Here is a 20,209-nt window from a genome sequence, read left to right as displayed (position 1 = left end):
AGTCGCCAAACAAACATGAGTAGTTACCATGAATTACAAGCAGTTGATCGAGGGACAACGATACCAGATTGAGGCCTATTTACGCGAAGGTTTCAGTTATCGGGAGATAGGAAAACGTCTGAAAGTAAGTCACAGCACAATCAGCCGGGAAGTAAATCGCAATCGAATTCGGGATAACCATTACTTGCCGGAAGTCGCTCAGGTGAAGGCATTAAAACGCCGTAGTCAGTCCGCGAAGTCTAGAGTATCTGAACTGACCATCACCTTTGTTGAGTTCGGTCTCAATGAGAAGTGGAGTCCAGAACAAATAGCCGGTGTCGGTAAAATCATCGGATATAACGTCAGTCATGAGTGGATTTATGGCTATGTCCAGCGTGATAAATTATGCGGCGGCAAGTTGTACAAACAGCTACGCCAGAGTCACCGAAGATACCGTAAAGGTAATCGCGCGAAACGTGTGATTATCCCGAATCGCGTTGGCATAGAGCATCGTCCCGCTATCGTGAACAAGAAAAAGCGGTTCGGAGACTGGGAAGCTGACACGGTTCTGGGCAAGCAAGGTACGGGCGCGATTGTCAGCCTNGTTGAGCGGAAAAGTAAGCTGTACCTGATACGCAAAGTGCCAGCGAAAAGCGCAGCCGATGTGGCCCGGGCAATGGTTGGCATGCTGTGGAAATATCGAGGTTGTGTCCGAACTATCACAGCGGACAACGGCAGCGAGTTCTGTGACCACGAACAGGTCGCAGAAAAGCTTAAAACGGATGTCTACTTCGCTAACCCTTATTCGTCCTGGGAACGCGGACTGAATGAAAACTTCAACGGTTTGCTGCGGCAATACATACGGAAAGGCACCGATTTGCGGACGGTAACAGATAGGCAAATTAGTGAGATTGAACGGGCATTAAATGCCAGACCGAGAAAGTGCCTCGGCTTCAGGCAACCTGTTGCGGTATTCAATGAATTACGCAAGGCAGCCTAATTTAGCGAGTGGTGCACTTCGGAGTTGAATTCGCGGTTAGCTAAGGTCTTAGTATTTATGTGTAACATAGTTTGCAGGGCGTAAATCACTTGTTGGACTAGACCCTAGCTACATCCAAGTTGTTTAGTTACTAGGGAATCCCCAGATAATTTCTTTTATAATCAATTAGTAGACACGCATGGTGCTGTTTGATCTAATCAATTTCGCCAAAAACAAACTAGAACAACACCATGCGTGACATTACAATACTACATGACTCTACTTAGCAATCAATGCTCTTCCATCCACAAAAAACGTCTTAATTCTCTTATGGTTGCCACTAAATCATTACTAGATGGTGATCAACTCTCTTTGACCCAGCTAGGCCGTAATATCTCTGGTAATGTGGCGCCTAAGCACAGTATCAAACGCATTGACCGCTTGCTCGGTAATCACCACCTCAATAATGACCGAATGGCGATATATCGCTGGCATGCAATGCATCTTTGCGGTGCTAACCCAATGCCTATCGTGCTTGTCGATTGGGCCGATGTAAGAGAACAACTCCGCTTAATGACATTGCGCGCCTCCATCAGTGTTCAAGGGCGCAGCGTGACCCTTTATAAGCGTACTTTTGAATTCAAAGATTACAACGCACCTCGCAGCCACAATGTTTTTCTGACTGAGTTGGCAACGGTGCTTCCGAATAGCTGCTGTCCGCTAATCGTCACCGATGCTGGCTATCGCAATACTTGGTTTGCTCAAGTAGCAAGTCACGGCTGGTTTTGGTTAGGGCGTGTTCGTGGTGACGTCAGTTATCAGCATGTTGGCACAAAAATACTTTAACCTTTAACTCACGAGTCGTATCAAATGAAGTTAAATCGAAGAGGAGTTAGAGATGGGTGTAAGCGTGCTTTTGGCCTTCGAAATCATGGATGATTTCGCAGAGCCCACACGGACGTGCTTGCGGTGAGCCAAAAGCGCGCTTGCACATTCCCCGCCAGACAGGCGATTAATAACAGTGAAGGTTCGACCTTCAAACGCTTTCAATAAATAAAAATGCAGTCAACCGCTACTCAAGCAAACTAAAAAATGCCATACCTTCATTCCAAGGCCACCAAACTTTGGTGGAACCCCCATCTTGAGCAGCCCTTCTCCGGTAAGAATGGATATAAAAAAGCCACAGCGGGAGGGCTGTGGCTTCTAGCGGTGATATCCATACCACCTTTAGGTCAAACTGGAACGACGTTACTAATTATTAGATAATGTTTAATATTAGTTTTTCTTTGAATATTTAGCAGCTTCTTCACCTGCTAGACGACCAAAGGTGATGATGTCTGAGATGGCGTTGCCACCTAAACGGTTAGCACCATGTACGCCGCCAGTCACTTCACCCGCACCGTATAGGCCAGGGATCACTTGCTGCTTAGCATTCATCACTTCCGCTTTCGTATCAATCATCACGCCGCCCATGGTGTGGTGAACACCTGGAGTGACTTCAATAGCGTAGTAGTTGCCTTCATTCAGCGCACGAGGCAGGTTTGGACGTTCGAAATCAGCATCTTTGCCGCTAGTGACAAAGCTGTTATAGCGAGCAACGGTTTCGGCCAAGGCTTTACCGTCGATGCCAACCCCATCCATATCGCCTAGCTTAACTAAGCTGTCAGATGTTGGTGCGACACCTAAACCAATGTACTTATCAATTTTCGCCAATGACTTACGGACTGAATCATCGAAAACTAAGAACGCAGATTTACCTGTTTGCTCCAAAATCGCGGCAGATGCTTTATCACGAGTAGTGATTTCGTTGACGAAACGCTTACCTTCACGGTTAACTAAGATAGCGCCATTACCACGTACCGCTTCGGTCACCATCACGCCGCCTTTAACAGACAATGTTGGGTGGGCTTGGATATATTCGAGATCTTTCATCGCCGCGCCAGCATTACCCGCCACATCGATACCGTCACCAGTAGCGCCTGGTTGGTTAGTCGAAATAAAGCCTTTCAACTTAGCATCGAGCTTAGATACGCGCTCGTTATTTTTAGCAAAACCACCGGTTGCTAAAATCACTGCATCGGCTTTCACCCAGTAGTAACCCTTGTACATCCCCTTAACTAGGATACCTTTCACTTTACCGCTATCATCTTTAAGTATTTCGATACCACGGGTGTTCATACGTAAATCGATATTACGTTCAACGGCATTATCATAAAGCACTTGTACTACATGAGCACCTACACCAGCACCGCCAGTTGGGCGATGTGAACGGTTAGCCGATGCGCCGCCCATGCGGCCAACATCGTTTAAATCGGCGCCCATGGCGGTCATCCAATCCACAGATCCTTTAGAGTGTGAACTTAAGATTTTTACCAGCGCAGGATCGTTAATATCACGACCGCCTTTCATGGTGTCTTTGTACATCATCTCTGGGCTATCGGTAATATTTTTAGCCTTTTGTTGATCGGTCCACGCTGCATTCATACCACCGGCGGCCAATTTCGCATTACCACCGATAACAGGCTCTTTCTCGATAAGGATGACTTTAGCGCCATTGTCGTGAGCCGATACGGCAGCAGAGAAGCCTGCACCACCAGTACCCACAACCACTACATCAACGGTATCGCGAGGTGCGCTAGCAAGTGCCGCTTGACGCTCAGATTTATCTTTAGCGAGTTCGGCAATCGTCGGTTCATTACGTTGCCATTTTTCCGCATATGGCATGTCAAAATCGAAGCTGTGGCAAGAGTCACAATAGACCATAGATTTTTCGTGCGCGCTGTGACAAGAGGTACAAGCAACATCGCCAGGGAAATGAGAGTCGTGAGCATTATAATGCTCGTGCTTAGTGGTTTCAGCGACTTCAGCCATGGTGCCGTGACACGCGACACACTGTTGGTTTTCATAGGTTAAGCTATCATTTGAAAGCTCACCATCTGGAGTATGGCAGCTATCACACTCTTGGTTTTGAGCGTGAAATTCAGCTAGATTATCTGCGGCAATTGCATTGCCCATGAGTCCTGTGGTGCCCATAATCGTGGCTAAACAGACTGCAAGTTGTAATTTTTTCATCTTTATACTCTCCTTTCCACACTCAACGGCGATGACGCTATAAGTCTAGAAACTTTTCATTATTATAATGATTCAAGTGACGCCCACTCACATTGCACAGCGGCCGACATTTATATTGCTCGAGTTAATCTTTGTCTATAAACCCAACTACAGCAAGGCCAATACCCCCAGCGTTAGTGAGAAATGCTGCCTTAATCACAACCGCTAGGCCACACTATGCAAAGTTGCATAACCTGCAAGTGGGATATGCAATTTTGCATAACTCATGCAGAGCCAGATCACTCAGGCGATAGCCACCAGTACAGGCCATTAATGCAGCCTCATTCAATACTTCACCGATTGCTAATTCGCGCAGTGCAGCACAGTTTCTTAAGCCATTATTCTCTACACTCAAGCCCATGAGACTAATACTACTTTGCCTTATTTGCGCCTCGCTGCCAGTGCTCTCCCAAGAGAGCATAGTGTTTGGCGTACACTCCAATACCGCCCCTTTAGAATGGCGTAACAATGGCGTTGACCAAGGTTTTAACCTTGAGCTCATGGACAGAATTGGCCAACTGACGGGCAAACGCATCATAGTGCGGCGTAAGAGCTTTCAGCAGCTGGTTGCAGATGTGCACAACCCAGATAGTGATATCGATGTGATAGCCGTGGTCAGCCCGGTGAACTTTAGCCGTGAGCTAAATCAATCGGACCCCATCTATTCCACCCACGCCAAGGCTTATACCCTACAAGGCAAAGCACTTATCAATAGTTGGAGCGATCTCGCTGGTAAGCGAGTGGCCATTAAAAAAGGTGCTTTTGTCGATGTGTATCTGTCAGATCATCTGCAACGGTTTGAGCGTATCGATGTCGATCTATACGAAACCGGTTTTCAACAACTGATGGATGATCAGGTTGATGTGGTGTTAGCCGAAAACTTTGTCGCCCGGCGACTGCTGCCCTTTTACCCATCGGTGAGAAGCTCCAGCGATGCGCTGATCTATGGCGCCTTTAACTTTGTCAGCAACGGCAAAAAAACCGTATTAATGCAGCAGATTAATGACGCAGTGCGTCAGCTTAAACTCTCGGGAGAATATGACAAATTAGTCAACAAATGGTTTGGCACCGGGCGGGAAAAGGTCGATTTAACCTCGACCCAAAAACGCATGTTTTCACTGGCCATTTTAGTGGCGCTTATGTCCGCTATCGGAATGATTTACACCGGATTTATCAGCGCGAGCCTACGCCGCCAAAAAAGGGCGCTTAAAGAAGAGTTAGAACAGCGCCGGCGCGCCGAAGCGGAGATATCGGTTATTTCGACTCAGTTTCAGTCGGTGCTCGATGGCATTCCCCATGGCGTCACCATCATAGATAAGCACCTTAAGCGCCTGTGGAGTAACGATAATAATATTGAGCTGCTCGTTAATCAGCAATTTCATTACCTCGACGGCCAACCCTTTGACCTTAAACAGGCGATCAATACCGTGCTGACCCAGCAGCGGTCACAAACGGCTGACATGCAGTACCAGCAAGAATTTTGGCAACTGCAGATCCACCCGATCGCCAGCGATCAGGTGGTGATATTGCTCGAAGAGTCCACCGAGCAACATAGGTTGCGCCAGGCCAACGAAGAGGCCAGCCGCCTAGCCTCCCTAGGTGAGCTTTCGGCCGGCATTGCCCACGAAATCAATAATCCCACAGGGCTGATTGTGCATGCCATTTCACTGCTGAGCGCGGCAATCAAGGATCTAACACCTGCTGCAACCCACTACCAAAAGCACAACCCATTTTGGCGCATTGCCGGACTGGCACCACACGATGCCATGGCCGAGATGGGCCAAAGCTGTCAAACGGTTGAAGAGGCCGCCACGCGCATCAGCCGTATTGTTAACGATCTTAAATGCTACGCTCTGCCCAACTTAGCCCAAGCACATCTGCCTATCGCCCTTAACGATGTGGTGCAAGTCGCGCTGCGCTTAACCAATAACCAATGTAAGAGTTATCAAATCACCACCAACCTTTGCCCAGCAGATCCACTCATTAACGGCGATGCCCAGCAGCTACACCAAGTGTTGATTAACCTTATTCAAAATGCCTGTCACGCCTGCGACCCTTACACTGGCGCTATCTGCATCACCACCGAGGTTGATGCAGACCAAGTGCTGCTCACCGTGAGCGATAACGGCTGCGGCATGGACCGCGCCACCTTAAAACGCATCACAGAACCTTTCTTTACCACGCGCAGAAATAACGGCGGTTGCGGCCTGGGCTTGTCGGTCAGCAGCAAGATAATCAAACAACATCATGCTCAAATGCAGATCCAATCGAGTGTCGACCAAGGCACAAGCATCCGCTTAACGTTTGCGTTAGTACAACAGGATTAACCCCATGAAATTGGCCAGAAACATACTCTTAGTCGACGATGAAGCCTCATGGCTACGCACCTTAGCCGTCACCCTTAACCGCTTAGTGCCCGAAGCTGAAATCGACACCTGCGTCGATAGTCGTCAGGTGATCAATCGCCTACAGGTGGGCGATTACGCCTTAGTCCTACTGGACTTAACCATGCCTTTCGATTGTGGCGAAACGCTGCTGGCGATGATCCGCAGCGAGTTTCCTAACACCCGGGTGATCATCGTCACCGGCGTCAATGAGGTCGATACCGCAGTGCGCTGCATTAAAAATGGCGCTTACGATTACTTTATCAAAACCGATAAGGTGGAAGAGTTGGCTCAATCGGTACGCCGCGCGCTAGAAGTGGTGGGGCTGGAGCGTAATTACCAGCACATTAAGGAGCGTTTCTTAAGTCGCACCTTAGACAATCCACAGGCGTTTAATAATATTTTGACCTGCGAGCCGCAGATGCTCGATCAATTTCGCTATTTAGAAGCGGTCGCTTTTAGTCCTGAGCCTTTACTTATCTTTGGTCAAAGTGGTACCGGCAAGTGTGAATTTGCCCGCGCCTGCCACAGCCTCTACAGCCCACAAGCGCCATTTTTAACCATTAATCTGGCGGGGATCAGCAGCGAGGTGTTCGCCCAAAAGATGTGTGGTCATCTACACCACTATAGCGATGGCCAAGTCGATGCCGTGGCCGGTTTGCTGCATCAAGTGGGCGATGGTGTACTCTATCTTAATGAGGTGGGCGCCCTACCACTGGCGGCACAAATCACCTTATTGGATCTGCTCGAAACCAGGCAATATTATCCACTGGGCAGCGACAGTGCCTATCCGGTGCGATGCAAATTTGTCGCCTCGACTCAAGATGATTTACTGAAATTACACCAAGCGGGGCAATTTCGTAGCGATCTGCTGTATCGTTTACGTGCCCATAAAATCAAGCTGCCACCACTGGCCAACAGGCCGCTGGATATTTCGATGCTGATCAATCACTTCATCGCTCAGGCGGCCAGCGAGATGGCGTTGCCCGCACCACAACAACCGGCCGACTTGGCCGCTAAACTGGCGAGTTACAACTTTCCGGGTAATTTGCATGAACTTAAGGGGATGGTATTTGATGCGGTCAGCCGCAGTGATGGTGTCGCGCTAAATATCTCCCCCTTTATGGAGGCGATTAACGAGCATAAATCGCTGACACAAGCGCCATTAGATACGCTGGTTTTTCCTAAGGTGTTGCCTAGTTTAGCCCAGATGAATCAGGCGTTAATTGATGAAGCCATGAGCCGCACCGCCAATAATCAAACCGCGGCGGCGCAGTTACTGGGCATTAGCCAAAGCGCCCTGAGTCGGCGCTTAAAAGGCCATTAATTGCCACGCAGCATGAGTGGCTTGGCGCCACTCATGCATATATACGTGACTTAAGCGGACAGACTTAAGCAGGCTTGAGCTGCGCCTCTGGTACCTTAATAGTCTCGATGTCATAAGCCTTTTCGCTGGCATCGACTATGGTTAACACCGCCGCATCCCCCACTACATTGCAAGAGGTCAACACCATGTCGATCACCCTGTCTAGCGCCGCCACAATCACAAAGGCTTCGAGTGGTAATCCCATCTGATGGATCAACACGCCAATCATCACCATGCCACCACCAGGTACCCCACCAGCGCCGACCGATAACAAAAAGATGCTGAATAACAATGATGGCAACTGCTCCATCATGATGGGAGCGCCAAAGGCATTGGCGACAAAGAAAATCGCGATGGTGACATAAATCGACACACCGGTCATATTCATGGTCGCCCCTAGTGGCACGCCAAAACCTGCGACTGCGGGCTTAACCCCCAGCTTTTCTGTTAAGGTGCGCATGGTCACCGGAATGGTGGCATTGGAGCTTGCGGTAGATAAGGAAAACAAGATTTGCTCTTGTGTCTTAGCCCGAAACGCCTTGGCCGACACCGAGGTAAACAGACTGACGGCGATGGGGTAGATGATAAAAATCCACACCAACAACAAGGTAATGATCACCAGCATATATTCCATCACACTGACAAATAAGCTGGCCTCTAACGTGGCGCCTAACTTCAGCATTAAGGCAAACACCCCATAAGGCGCTAGCTGCATCACGACGCTAATCAGCTTCATCATTAGCTTGTTGCCCTCTTGAAACCCTTGGTTTAACAAGGGAACGGCATCGTCCATCGACTTAATCACCCCACCGACCAATAGCGCCATAAAGATCACCTGAAGCATATTGCCTGAGGAAAACGCGCTAACGGGATTACTGGGGACGATATCGACAATCAGTTGCATCAAGTTAGGTAGCTCAGTGGTGGCTATCACAACGTCAGAACCTGAGGCCATATCGATACCGACACCGGGCTCAACAATCAAGGCCACCGCCAGTGCAGTAGAGATGGCGAGCAGCGTATTAATAATATAAAACCCAAAGGTTTTACCACCGAGGCGGCCAAAGCTCTTCAGGTCGTCTAGCTCCAGTACACCACAAACAATGCTGACAAACACCAAGGGCACAACCATCAACATGATCATATTGACAAACATGGTACCCACACCGCTAGCGATTTTGACCACCCATGCAGTTAACTCGCTGGCATCAGCCAAACCGTATTGCAAAATAGTGCCGAGCATGACACCCGAAAAGAGCCCGATAAAGATGCGGGTAGAAAGTGATTTTGTCATCTGTTTGCCTATTAAATTTAGCGTATCTGCTGCACGCTTTTATCTGTGTATCTCATCGATAGAGATTAAGATGTGAGGCGGGTACTCCCCCTGCTGATGCAGAGATAGTGGATCATGCTGGCAAGCTTTTCAATGGCCTTTGAAAAAAACCTCAAAAACAACAAGCAGATAACAATGAAAAATGTAAGAAATTAGCCCAATATTAACAAGTAGATATAGAGACATCGCACAGACACCCGTAACACCAAACTTTTACATTGACCCATAAAAACAAACCTAACCAGTTAATTTACAACTGGCAACACCAGTTTTTACCACTAAAAAATAAAACCAAAAAGGTGTATATATCTACAAAATCAACACCAAGCAAACCAAACCACTACTGACTAAGCGTCACTAGTGAAATACACTAGCCAACGTCGCTGAAAAAAGCGCCGGCCAGTGCTGAAAATAAGCAATAAAAAAACCATTAAATCAAAGTGTAAACACTTGATTTAATGGTTTTAAGAACGATTGCTTTATTTAAAGGTTATAACTTTTTTGATCAATAGCGGCTTAGACCCAAGGCGTTATCCTCAGCAGGCTAGGCCAACCAAAGCTCCACATCGCGAATAATAAAGTTACCACTGTAAGTGGGGTGCGGCTCACCAATGGGCTCTAATTCAAAATAGCGTCTGTGCTCTTCTGGCAATCCTTCGTAACCGCAGATCACCTGATACAACCAGCTCTCAGGATCCCACTCCAGCGTTTGCTGTTGATGGTATTGCAATGCCGATTGCCTTAAGCCTGAGTCGATCACCGCACAAAAATAATCATCGACCGCCAACTTGAGGGGGTTATCGGCAATTTCAAAATCTTCAGCATCGACCAAGGCAAACGCCACATCATGTTCGCGCACTAAGGTGTCACGCTCGACACGGCTAATGGCTTTCACTTGCGCCACCAGCTGTAACAGCTCAGCCTCATAGCCTGTGTTACTCACATCAACCGCCGCAGGGGCTAAGAGTGCCTCGGCGCGATTAAACAGAACTGGCAACTGCTTGTGGCTGACATGATCTGCCACCTGATAATCGGGATGTTGATCTGTGTATAACAACCAGCCCTTAAGTAAGCGTGTTCGCCCTTGGATCTGCCTAAAACGTCCAAGCAACTCCAATAACCGTCCCTGCACCACACTGAGTTCTTGGGTACAATCACTCAAGGCTTCTTGCAAGGTGGTGACCAGCAATTTACGCAGCTCACGAATATCACCGGCCAGCTCGCCAAGCTCGCTAAATTGGAACATCTCTAAGCCATTGAGCAGCTCACTGACTTGGCTTTGGGCCAATTCGTTTTCGCGAATTTTGGCATTGATGGTGCCGACATAACCAAACTCATTATTAATCCGGCTCCACAATACCCGTATCGAATAACGCAGCCCTTCAGCAAAGCTGTAAACGTGCTCACTCAGATCGGCTAAATAGGCTTCGCTGGCGCTGTAATCTACCGCATGGCGCGCCTCTTTATAGTGGCTCGCCAAGGTTTTGATGGTGGCAAGACCCGAGCCGACATTGGCATCGATTTGCCGATTACGCTCATCACTTAAGGTCTCTTCTAATAGCGCGCGCACCGACCGTTTGAGGCGTAAATCTTGCCCGGGTTCTGGTCGCCACAGGATCTCGGCTTTACGTAGCTTATCGATTGCTGCCGCGTTATCGCCCCCTTCGGCCACTGAGCCCGATAGATACACATCCATGATAAGTTCGCTATGCCGCCCCAGTAGCTTAAGTAGCGTTACCCCGGATTGGTGTAAGTTACTACTCATATCAGATCAAGTCCCTTTGGGTGGCGGTTTCGGCCTGAGCTTCAAGGCTTAAGCCTTCAGTCTCGTCGATAAAACGAATCACTTCATAGAGGTAATCGAGTTTACCCGTGGCGATGTAGATCTGCTTTTCCACGTTAGGACGCAGCAGATACCCCAGCTCCACCAAGCGTTTAAACACCAACTTAATTTGTGCATCCACCTGAGTACTGCTAGAGCCAAATAAACGGTAATGGCTGATCTTAGCCAGCTGCTCACGAAACGCGGGGGTATCTTCGATGCGCATCTGCAGTTCGCTTAAGCGCACCGCCGCCCCTTCGCAAAGCGGCGCATCTTGACCACTGGCTTCTTGCACCAGCACCAGCCATTCGACCAAAGGGATCAATGCATTACAGATATCGCGAAACTGAGACGATATCACCTTGCGCTCAGTGTCACCGAGCTGCAAGTAACCACAAAAAAACACCTCGCCTTCACCGGCCGATGCCACTGTACGGTTAATGCGGTTAAGGTACTGCTCGACACTGTCGCGGGTTGTCGATGACTTTAACGCACGCCACGCTTCTTCGTTACTGGTGCGGCAGATAAATTCACCGCGCAGCAAACTTTCAATCAATGCGCCTTGGCCGACTAATACGGTTTGTGTGCTAGTACTCATTTATCCCGTCTCCTTGGCAAAACGCTGGCTTAACTTGTCGGCAATCGGATTTAATTGCGGCTTCACGACCTGTAATTTCTTGGTCTGTTTATTGATGATATAGCGGTTAACAAACAGATTTAGCACCTCTGACTCAGGGTTAGGGAATGCCCCTAACACGCTGATATTGTTGTTTTCACAGGCATCAAAAATCTTTTTCACGTTACCGTGGTGTAAGGTGCCTAACTCATCGATAGGCCAATGAATGGTCACATCGGCACGGCCACGCAGTAAGCGGGTAAAAGCCAGCAAGAACTTACATAAAATCAGGTAGGCCATACCATGGCTCGACGACTCATTAAGCTGTCTATCGGTGCGGATGATGAGGTCGCTGTTACCCTCTTTTAGGCGCAGCTCAATCTCTAATAACTTGGCGATGCCACCCGTTAATGCCGCGCGGCCAATAATGTCTAAGGCGCGGCGCATGCTGTTGGTGTAGTGCTCGTCGGGCAATTCGGCAAAGCCGTCGGCTTTCCATTGACGGAACGCCTTAACAAACACCTCAAGCTCTGGCCAAAACTCCAGTTCGCTGATGCGCGAGCGGATACGTACCGCCGACTCGCTCACCCCATCGAGGAACAGCTCTTCACCCACTTCGCGGGTAATACGCGCACTTTGCGAGGCAATACGGCGGTCGATATCGGCTAACACATCGTAAAAGGCGGTCAAATCGATACCAAAGTTACGCCCTTGCTCACGCAGGCCCATCACGGCTTGGGGCACCATCACATTGAGCAGCTGCTCAAGTTGTGGCACGAGCTTACGATAATCGAGTAGGCGAATGCCTTTATCGTTAATAAAGCTCGACTCTTCGCGCGCACGATCCCAGATCTCCGACAGGCTCGACCCGGACTTACTGGCGATCACCGAATCAAAATGTTCAATATATTGCTTCACCGATCCCAGCAGTTGATCGCGGCGCAGTAACTGATCTTCACCTTGACGCAGGCGCTCAGCCAAGCTGCCTTGCAGTTCATCATTGCTTGCGGGCAATTTTAGCTCGGCCAGTTTACGCATCACGCTGCGCAATTTAGTGAGGTTTTCAGACGCTTCCACTTGAATCGCATCCGATTGCTTACGCTGGCTGTCGAGCTCCTGACGTCGCTGCTTGATCTCGTTGGCTTTGCGGGTCAACTGCTGCTCTAGCTCAGCGACCGCCATCTTGACCTTACTCAGCTCAGTTTGCAGCTTAGGTTTGCGTGACAACCAGGTGTGCTGGTACCAGTCATCGAAACGCAGCACTTCACTGCGGCGCTGTTCGGCTTTGCTGATGTCACTTTCAAGCTGACGTATCTCCTGCTTGAGCTTAACAATTTTGCCTTCATCGACGCCGCGAGATTTAAGCTCATCTTTGTACCACTGCTCACAGGCTTTTTGCTCTGCTTTGGCGTCTTGACGGCGCTGGACGATATTGTTTTTCACTTGGGCTAACTGGTTGTCCAGAACCCCGACCACCTCTTGCCAGTAGGCGTTTTTCTCCATGCGGGCTTCGAGCTCTAGCTCTTTTTGCGCCGCTATCCACTCTTGATGCTGGGCATTAAGCTGCTTAATCTCGCTGTCGATACGGCTAAGGCGTTTTTGTGCCTCGGCTTTACGGCCGCTCAACGCTTGATTGATTTTCTCTTGTTCGCTGCGTTTATCATCAAACAGGCGACGTAGATCGTCACGGCTATTCTTATAGGCGGTCTTGGCAAAGGTCAGCTCACGGTTGAGCTCATCGAGTTCGGCGTTGCACGCCACCAGATGCGCTTCGGCCTCGGTTTGCAGCGCCTTGGCCGCCGCCAAGGCCTCTTCGGCCTCACTGTAACGGCTACGCAGCTCCTGCTCTGACGCGGCATAATCAGGGATATCAATGGCTTTAAGATCTAGAGCGATACCACAAAAGCTCTCTTGCGGCTCGGTTATGGTTGGGTGTAAGTCGCTGCGATGCAGTAACTCAGGATTAATCAGCTTACCAATATTGGCTTCCCACCCGCTGACCTCTTTGCGCAGGTATTCAAGCAGGGTGTGAGATTGGGGAAACAGCACATGGTGCAACTCGTCGAGGGCAGTTTGACGCTCAATGACCCTCAGTCCCGCTTGGCGCAGGGCTTCGTTGGCGTGATCGCGTTTGGCTCGAAGCTTGCGCTCATGGCTGCTTAGACGTTCGACCTTGGCATTGCACACCTCTTGTTCTTCGTCAGCTTGAGCGATCCGCTCATCGAACACGGCCAAGCTGAGCTTTTCCGCTTCGCTGTAGGTGACATTGTTAACCTGCATGGTCAACTCGGCGGCCGAGAGCTTTAACTGATAGGCTTGTTCGCTGTGTTTCGCCCGCCCCGCTTCCAGCTGCTCGCGCCATTGTTGCTCTAGCGCCGCTAACTCGTTACGGCCCTGCTCTTGCTGCTTGTCGCGGGCTTCGCGATGCTTATCTTGCTCTTTATCGAGCTGCTCTAATTCGCGGTTAAGGTTGTCACCAATTTTACTGCGACGCGCATTGTATGCCGCCTCGACATCTTGGTGTTTTTCGGTTTGCAGCTTATGGCGCTCGGTTAAGTTATCTAAACTGGCGCGCCAGCTTGGTAGCTGGTCGAGATCCAATTTAGCCTGCTCAATATCGGCATCGAGAAACGCGCCGTGCTGATCTTCGATTGCGTCTAGATCGGCTTCAAACTTAGTCACATCGCCCTTGGCGGCAGACAAGTCTTGATTGAGCTCATCGCGCTGCTCGCGCCACTCCTCGTCGAGTTGGCGCAGCTGCTCACCTAACGCCTTGGAGCGTTGCTGATTAAGCTCTTGGCGCTCAACCTCGGCGGTTTCATCTTTACTGTAACCACGCTTCAGGCCGCTCAGGCGCTGCTCGGCGCTGAGTAACTGATTAAATTCCTGTTCGAGCTTGTCGTACTCGGGGCGGATCTGCTCGAATCCTTGGATCAACTGGCTTTCACGGATCCAGGCTTCCACACGCTGTGGATTGAGGCGTGAGCTGGGCGGATTGACCCCATCTTCCTCTAAGATGGCGGCGATCATCGATTTGATGGTCTCCATCTTGCCTTCTTTCGAGTGCACCGCTTTGGCCAGTTTTTCGATATGGCGCAGCGAGTGTTCCTGCTGGCATAAGGAAAACTGCCGCGCATAGGCGCGCAGCTCACTGCGGTTACTGCCCGTGCTCAATAAGGTGCGATCGTTTTGTATGATGGCGCGATATTCTCGGGTATTGAGTAAATTACTCACCGACACGCCGCTGCGTTTCATCTCGCGGCCCAGCTCTGCCATGTTATGGCACAAAATCGAGTCACCTTGCTGAGACTTCACATAGTCTGCCAGTTCAAATGCTTTGGCGATAAAACGGTAATTAACCCCTTTGCCATCGCCCGCCGATGCCAGCACCGCTTGGCTATAAAGGCCATCGTCACGCACATATTCATAAATGATGTAACTGGAATCGTGCGGCAGATACCAACGCTCGAAACTATCACGGGTTGAGGGCACGACTCGGCTCGGATATTCGCCATAAAATACTGGCACCAACCGCTGCAAGGTGGTTTTACCCGAGGCGTTGGTCCCACAAATATTGGTGTGTCCGTCGAGGGCGAGTTCAACAACGCCAGGTAGGTGCGTGTTTATCAGCACTATTCGATTCAAACTAGGCATCTTTTTCCTTAATGCAAACGGCGCTAGGGCGGTCATAGCGCGCATAAAAACCTCCCCACGCCAAGGCGTAACGGCAGGCAGCAACAATCTAATGGTCACTAAAGTAAATCAAAGCGACAGGCTTGGCAATCGAGCGGCGCCCGAGGCGCTTTTGGACGTTTAAAAAGCACGCTTACATCGCAAAATCAGCTTAATAATGCGTCAATAAGATACAGTGAGACGACTTAACCGCGCCCACAAAAAAGCTCGCACTTGGCGAGCCCTTAATATATAGCGAGTCACTTGGCCGTTAGGCACCTTGGTAATCGATGCGCCGCGCTTCATAACGCGCCACCATGGCGTCCATATCTTGCTCTTCAATAGCGCGCAGGCCGCTCAGTACTAGGGTTTTAACGCCGGTGCCCACTAACTTATCACCACAGCGCAGCTCAAATTTAAGGGTGACATCGCCGCGCTTACCGTCTATCACTAAGGTTTGTTCCACCAGAGACAGTTCAATATGGTTAAAGTCCAATGTGATTAAGTCGAAAGCCATGCTCTCGTAGATCACTAATGGACGAGCGGGATTGATCATCACCCCTTGCTCGCGCATTAACGGCACTAATACGTGGGTAAAGTTAAGCCCTGAGAAGGCCACATAGCTGCGAATAAAAGATTCGATTTGCACATCACACAAGGTGCTGTCGCCGCTACGCTCGACACTTAGATATTGTTTATCTTTATGGTCACAAATGGCAAAACGCTCACCCACCTGAGGTGGAAACACCAAGGACACCCCATCGCCCACCATGCCTTCAAACTGAAAACGCATCTTTTGGCTCAAGCCATATTGACCAAGTACTAAGGCAAACAAGAGATCGCCAGGCACGCAAAAACGTTTGGCTGCCACATCATGGATGGGGTTAAAGTCTTGTGCGACCTCTTTGGCAAAATCACTGGCTTGCTGGGCCGATACTGAAACACTTTGCTGTTCTTTTTTAAAATAAGGGCTTAGAAACATATGGGCTCGTTCAATCAGGGTTATCCAAAATTGGGTGCGCTAGTATATACCTGTTTACAAAAAACACTCACCCGATGACTTGGGGACAGTGATTAGTACAAATCAATTAGTACAAATCAATTAGTACAAATCAATTGGTATAAATCAATTGGTATAAATAATAGGTGTTACGCTATCCCTTTCGCGATCATTTTGGGTCAGCTAGCATGATTTGGTAGCTAAAATGGCTAAGCTGAGTTAGCTTTAGCGACAGACAGATTTTGCACGGCAATAGGGCCCTCTTGGCCTGCATAATAGGTCTAGGCGATGTCGATTATCGGCATCTATCACCCTCTTTATGAGATTGAACATTCTATGTCTAATGTGGCGTCTACCCTGTCGGCTATCGACACTCAGTTGCATCAGCTTGTTAAAGATATTGATATTTTAGAAGCTGTTAAGCCGCTTAACTACCTGCAACAAAAACAGGCCTTCTTTGATAACCACTTCTCCATTGAGCCTCGCTTTATCTACGCCGACACCTCAATCGACCCGTTTAAGCTCAAACGCGATCTGTTTAATCTGCCGCTCGAGACGCTAGATGATCCCGATATCTACACCTTGTATCTGGACATTGTTGACTCATATGTGGATAAAATCGATCAGTTTAAATCTATCGGCAGCAGTGAGTTTTTGTATGACTCGCTGCGTTACTATGGCGAGCCTAGCGAGAAAGATCTGCGCAATGCCCAGTTCATTTTGCACCTGCCCGATCTCCAACAGGATGGCGATGAGCCCCAGCTCGACGCGCAGGCAATAGGCGAGTTGTTGCAGCAGATGGCGCAGCAAGAAGACTACCAATGGCAGTTGCAGTTTGACGAGACCATGGTGGCCAACGCCTTAGTGTCTGGCACCACAGTGCGTATTAACAGCCATGCCCGCCTGAGTAAAACCGATGCGCTAGCCTTGGCGCATCATGAGCTAGGGGTACATTTAGTCACCTCCCTCAATGGTAAACATCAGCCGCTGAAAATTTTGTCGCTGGGCTGTCCACTCAATACCATGACTCAGGAAGGCTTGGCGATTTTAAGCGAATACCTGTCGGGCAATCTTAGTGTTAAGCGCTTAAAAACCTTGGCGCTCAGAGTGATTGCGGTGCGCTCGATGATCGAAGATAAAAACTTTCGCACCACCTTCTTAATGCTTAAAGAAAATTATGGCGTCGAGCCCAACTTGGCTTACACCATTACCGCACGGGTATATCGAGGCGGTGGCTATACCAAAGATCACCTCTATCTCAAAGGCTTTAGCATGATCTTAAACGCCTATGAAAATGAACCGCTGTTTAATCACCTGTTGATGGGCAAAACCTCATTGGCTTATCTGCCCATGTTGTCGCGCTTAATCGCAAAAGGCATTTTATCTGCGCCGAAGTACATTACCCCCGCCTATAAAAAACCAGTGGCAAACAGCGCAGTGAATACCTTTATCACCCACGCCATTCGCTAACATTTGCCGCGTGCCATGCAACTAAAGCCCATAAAAAAAGGAGGACGCGAGTCCTCCTTTTTTTATCATCTATACAAGCTGTAACCCTAACTGCCGGTCAATTTTTGCCACCAAGACAAGGGCTGACCACAGTTACGCACAGGGCGATAACTCTCACGCAGCGCAGGTAAGGCCATCACATTGTCGCAATCGGCCTCTTGCGCCACCCCGGTATCACGATCGAAATAACCTTGCACCACGCCCTCAACTGGGGTGCGCCTTAAACTGATGGGCGCACGCTGGCGTAAGAACTCCTGATACACCGCCATAGCGCCGCTGCTGCCATAGAGTCCGGTTTTACCATTATCGTCACGGCCGACCCACACTGAAGCGACATTTCGCTCATCGAAACCGGCAAACCAAGAGTCGCGTGAATCATTGCTGGTGCCGGTTTTACCCGCCAGCGTCACCCCAGGAAAGGCGCGGCCTAAACGGCTTGCCGTCCCCGACTGCGTCACTTGTGTCATGGCGTACTGCACTAAGAAATCGCTGGCCACCGGGATAGCTTGATGGGTCTTAATGGGGCTGCCCGCTAAGGCTTGATTGTCCATATCCAGCACATGGGTCACCGCACTAAGCTGACGGTAACGACCATTATCGGCCAAGGTTTGATACACCTGTGCCACCATCAAGGGCGAGCCATTGACCGCCCCCAATAACATTGAGGGATACTCAGATATTTTATCTGGCCAGCCCGCCTTATCTAAGGTGGTAGCCACCGCATCGGTACCGATAGCCATGCCCAAGTTAACCGTGGACACATTCATCGACTTTTTAAAGGCTGTTAACAAAGGCACCTGACCCGAAAACTGTTTATCGACGTTTTGCGGTGACCAGGTTTGGCCATGCTGGTTTGTTAGGGTGATCGGCTCATCTTTTAACGGCGTCGCCAACGTGTACTTATCAGCTTGAGTCAAGGCGGTAGCGTACACAAAAGGTTTGATCAATGAGCCTATGGGGCGACGTATCTCTACCGCACGGTTAAAACCATAATAACTTGGCACTTTATCACCTACCATTGCGGCAATACCTGCCGAATACTTATCGGTGACCACCATGCCCACTTGCAAGGCTTTGTCGCGCTTAGCCAACTGCTTCATGGTCGACTTCACCGCCGTTTCGGCGGCTTCTTGCGCCATAGGATCTAACGTGGTGTACACCTTAATGCCCGATTGCTGCAACAGAGCATCGCCATAACGCTCGCTCAACTCATGGCGCACCACGGCAAAAAATGCCGGTAACTTTTGCTGCACCGATTTATCAAACTGGCGTAATCCCAGCGGCGAGTCTACCGCAACCTTATATTGCGCTACAGACAACTGCTGCGCCTCCATCAACAGTCGCAGCACCAGATCGCGCCTAGCTTGCGCCCGCTCAGGGTAGCGCCACGGATTGTAATAAGATGGCCCTTTGATCACTGCCACTAAAAAGGCTTGCTGCGGCAGGGTCAGCTCGGCGATGGGCCGACCAAAATAGAACTGCGACGCCAGCCCCATGCCATGCACGGCTCGGGCCTTATCTTGCCCCATATACACTTCGTTGAGGTAGGCTTCTAAGATCTCATCCTTGTCATACCGAAAGTCGATAATGATCGCCATTAACGCCTCGCGCAGCTTACGCACAATTGAGCGCTCACTTGAAAGAAAGAAGTTTTTCGCCAGCTGCTGGGTTAAGGTCGAGCCGCCTTGTACCGTGCGTCCCGCGCTCAGGTTAACTAATGCGGCACGTACAATCGCAAAGGGATTCACGCCGTGGTGCTCATAAAAACTGCGATCTTCCACCAAAATTAACGCATCGACAATCGCCTTAGGCATCTGCTGCGCATCAACAAAGAGGCGATCTTCGCCGTCTCCGGCGATCATTCTGTCCAGTAACACAGGTTCAAGGTGGAACACCGCCAGTTGACGATTATCGCTTTGACGCGCGACCGATTCGACCCCTAGGCTATCAAACGTAATCATCACTCGCAGCTCGGCCTGCGAGCCTTGTGGATGCAGAAAAGGCCGGCGCCACAGATCGACCCGGGTGCTAGAGGCGGAAAACTCCCCCACCTGACGCGGATTAGCCACCTTGCGGTAACCGAGTAACTTGAGCTCGGCGATCAATTGACTATGGCTCACCGCCGCCCCAGGGTAGATCGCCATAGAGCGACTAAACACCTGCGCTGGCAGATGCCATTTTTGCCCTTCAAATTTACGCGCGATAATTTGATCTAAATAGATACTGTAAATAATCAACGCCGCCAGCAGTGCCAAGGATAGCTTCCACACGATGGACCAGATTTTTCGTCCCCAACCGGACGTGGTGCGCGGGGCTGACTTTGACGTACTGCGCGCCTTAGTTTTGGGGCTCGCCTTGGTCGAAGATCGAGCAGGCTTTGCGGCGCGCGGTTTCTTGGGTGTCTCTTTGCTTGTCATCTTAATCCCATAAAAATAGCT

At 49.8% G+C, this 20,209-nt stretch carries 12 protein-coding genes and 1 pseudogene; 6 read left to right on the top strand and 7 right to left on the bottom strand.

The genetic code is table 11. The annotated features are described in order from the left end of the window. The first annotated feature begins 28 nt into the window (after positions 1-28). Both DN599_RS01590 and DN599_RS01585 read left to right on the top strand, forming a co-directional pair. Entirely contained in the window at positions 29-979 is a 951-nt protein-coding gene (locus DN599_RS01590) for an IS30 family transposase (protein WP_110455904.1), read from the top strand. A gap of 230 nt (positions 980-1,209) precedes the next feature. Next, positions 1,210-1,789, top strand: a pseudogene (locus DN599_RS01585) (IS4 family transposase); the annotation flags it as partial. A gap of 444 nt (positions 1,790-2,233) precedes the next feature. Here the strand turns inward: DN599_RS01585 and DN599_RS01580 are convergent. After that, on the bottom strand, positions 2,234-4,030 hold the full coding sequence (locus DN599_RS01580) for a flavocytochrome c (protein ID WP_110455903.1): 1,797 nt from the start codon (positions 4,028-4,030) through the stop codon (positions 2,234-2,236). A 398-nt stretch (positions 4,031-4,428) separates the two neighbouring features. On the opposite strand from DN599_RS01580, the gene DN599_RS01570 reads away from it, so the two are divergent. Both DN599_RS01570 and DN599_RS01565 read left to right on the top strand, forming a co-directional pair. After that, a complete protein-coding gene (locus DN599_RS01570) occupies positions 4,429-6,396 on the top strand; it encodes an ATP-binding protein (RefSeq protein WP_110455901.1) in 1,968 nt (655 codons plus the stop codon). Positions 6,397-6,400: 4 nt separating this feature from the next. Then, positions 6,401-7,780: a sigma-54-dependent transcriptional regulator gene (locus DN599_RS01565; RefSeq protein WP_110455900.1), complete on the top strand. Its 1,380-nt coding sequence runs from the start codon at positions 6,401-6,403 to the stop codon at positions 7,778-7,780. A gap of 64 nt (positions 7,781-7,844) precedes the next feature. Here the strand turns inward: DN599_RS01565 and DN599_RS01560 are convergent, their stop codons facing one another. The 5 genes from DN599_RS01560 to DN599_RS01540 form a co-directional block, all read right to left on the bottom strand. Then, on the bottom strand, positions 7,845-9,113 hold the full coding sequence (locus DN599_RS01560; protein ID WP_110455899.1) for a dicarboxylate/amino acid:cation symporter: 1,269 nt from the start codon (positions 9,111-9,113) through the stop codon (positions 7,845-7,847). A 583-nt stretch (positions 9,114-9,696) separates the two neighbouring features. Further along, on the bottom strand, positions 9,697-10,917 hold the full coding sequence (locus tag DN599_RS01555; protein ID WP_110455898.1) for a phosphoenolpyruvate carboxylase: 1,221 nt from the start codon (positions 10,915-10,917) through the stop codon (positions 9,697-9,699). 1 nt (position 10,918) lies between these two features. Then, positions 10,919-11,572, bottom strand: coding sequence for a hypothetical protein (locus DN599_RS01550; protein ID WP_110455897.1), 654 nt, complete (start codon positions 11,570-11,572; stop codon positions 10,919-10,921). Further along, a complete protein-coding gene (locus tag DN599_RS01545) occupies positions 11,573-15,244 on the bottom strand; it encodes an ATP-binding protein (protein WP_110455896.1) in 3,672 nt (1,223 codons plus the stop codon). It abuts the gene before it with no gap. A 289-nt stretch (positions 15,245-15,533) separates the two neighbouring features. Further along, positions 15,534-16,244 carry a DUF3581 domain-containing protein gene (locus tag DN599_RS01540; RefSeq protein ID WP_110455895.1) on the bottom strand — a complete coding sequence of 237 codons (711 nt, stop codon included), beginning with the start codon at positions 16,242-16,244 and terminating at the stop codon, positions 15,534-15,536. Positions 16,245-16,550: 306 nt separating this feature from the next. Between DN599_RS01540 and DN599_RS01535 the strand changes: the two genes are divergently transcribed. Further along, positions 16,551-17,732: a flavohemoglobin expression-modulating QEGLA motif protein gene (locus DN599_RS01535; RefSeq protein ID WP_239473200.1), complete on the top strand. Its 1,182-nt coding sequence runs from the start codon at positions 16,551-16,553 to the stop codon at positions 17,730-17,732. A gap of 86 nt (positions 17,733-17,818) precedes the next feature. On the opposite strand, the gene mrcB is transcribed toward DN599_RS01535, so the two are convergent. Then, a complete protein-coding gene (gene mrcB / locus DN599_RS01530; protein ID WP_239473199.1) occupies positions 17,819-20,041 on the bottom strand; it encodes a penicillin-binding protein 1B in 2,223 nt (740 codons plus the stop codon). 1 nt (position 20,042) lies between these two features. Between mrcB and DN599_RS18795 the strand changes: the two genes are divergently transcribed. Continuing rightward, a complete protein-coding gene (locus tag DN599_RS18795) occupies positions 20,043-20,201 on the top strand; it encodes a hypothetical protein (RefSeq protein WP_239473198.1) in 159 nt (52 codons plus the stop codon). Positions 20,202-20,209 lie beyond the last annotated feature (8 nt).

Origin of the sequence: Shewanella algidipiscicola (genome assembly GCF_900380485.1) — a bacterium.
Taxonomy (GTDB): Bacteria; Pseudomonadota; Gammaproteobacteria; order Enterobacterales; family Shewanellaceae; genus Shewanella; species Shewanella algidipiscicola.
This window is presented reverse-complemented; position numbering and strand designations above follow the sequence as displayed.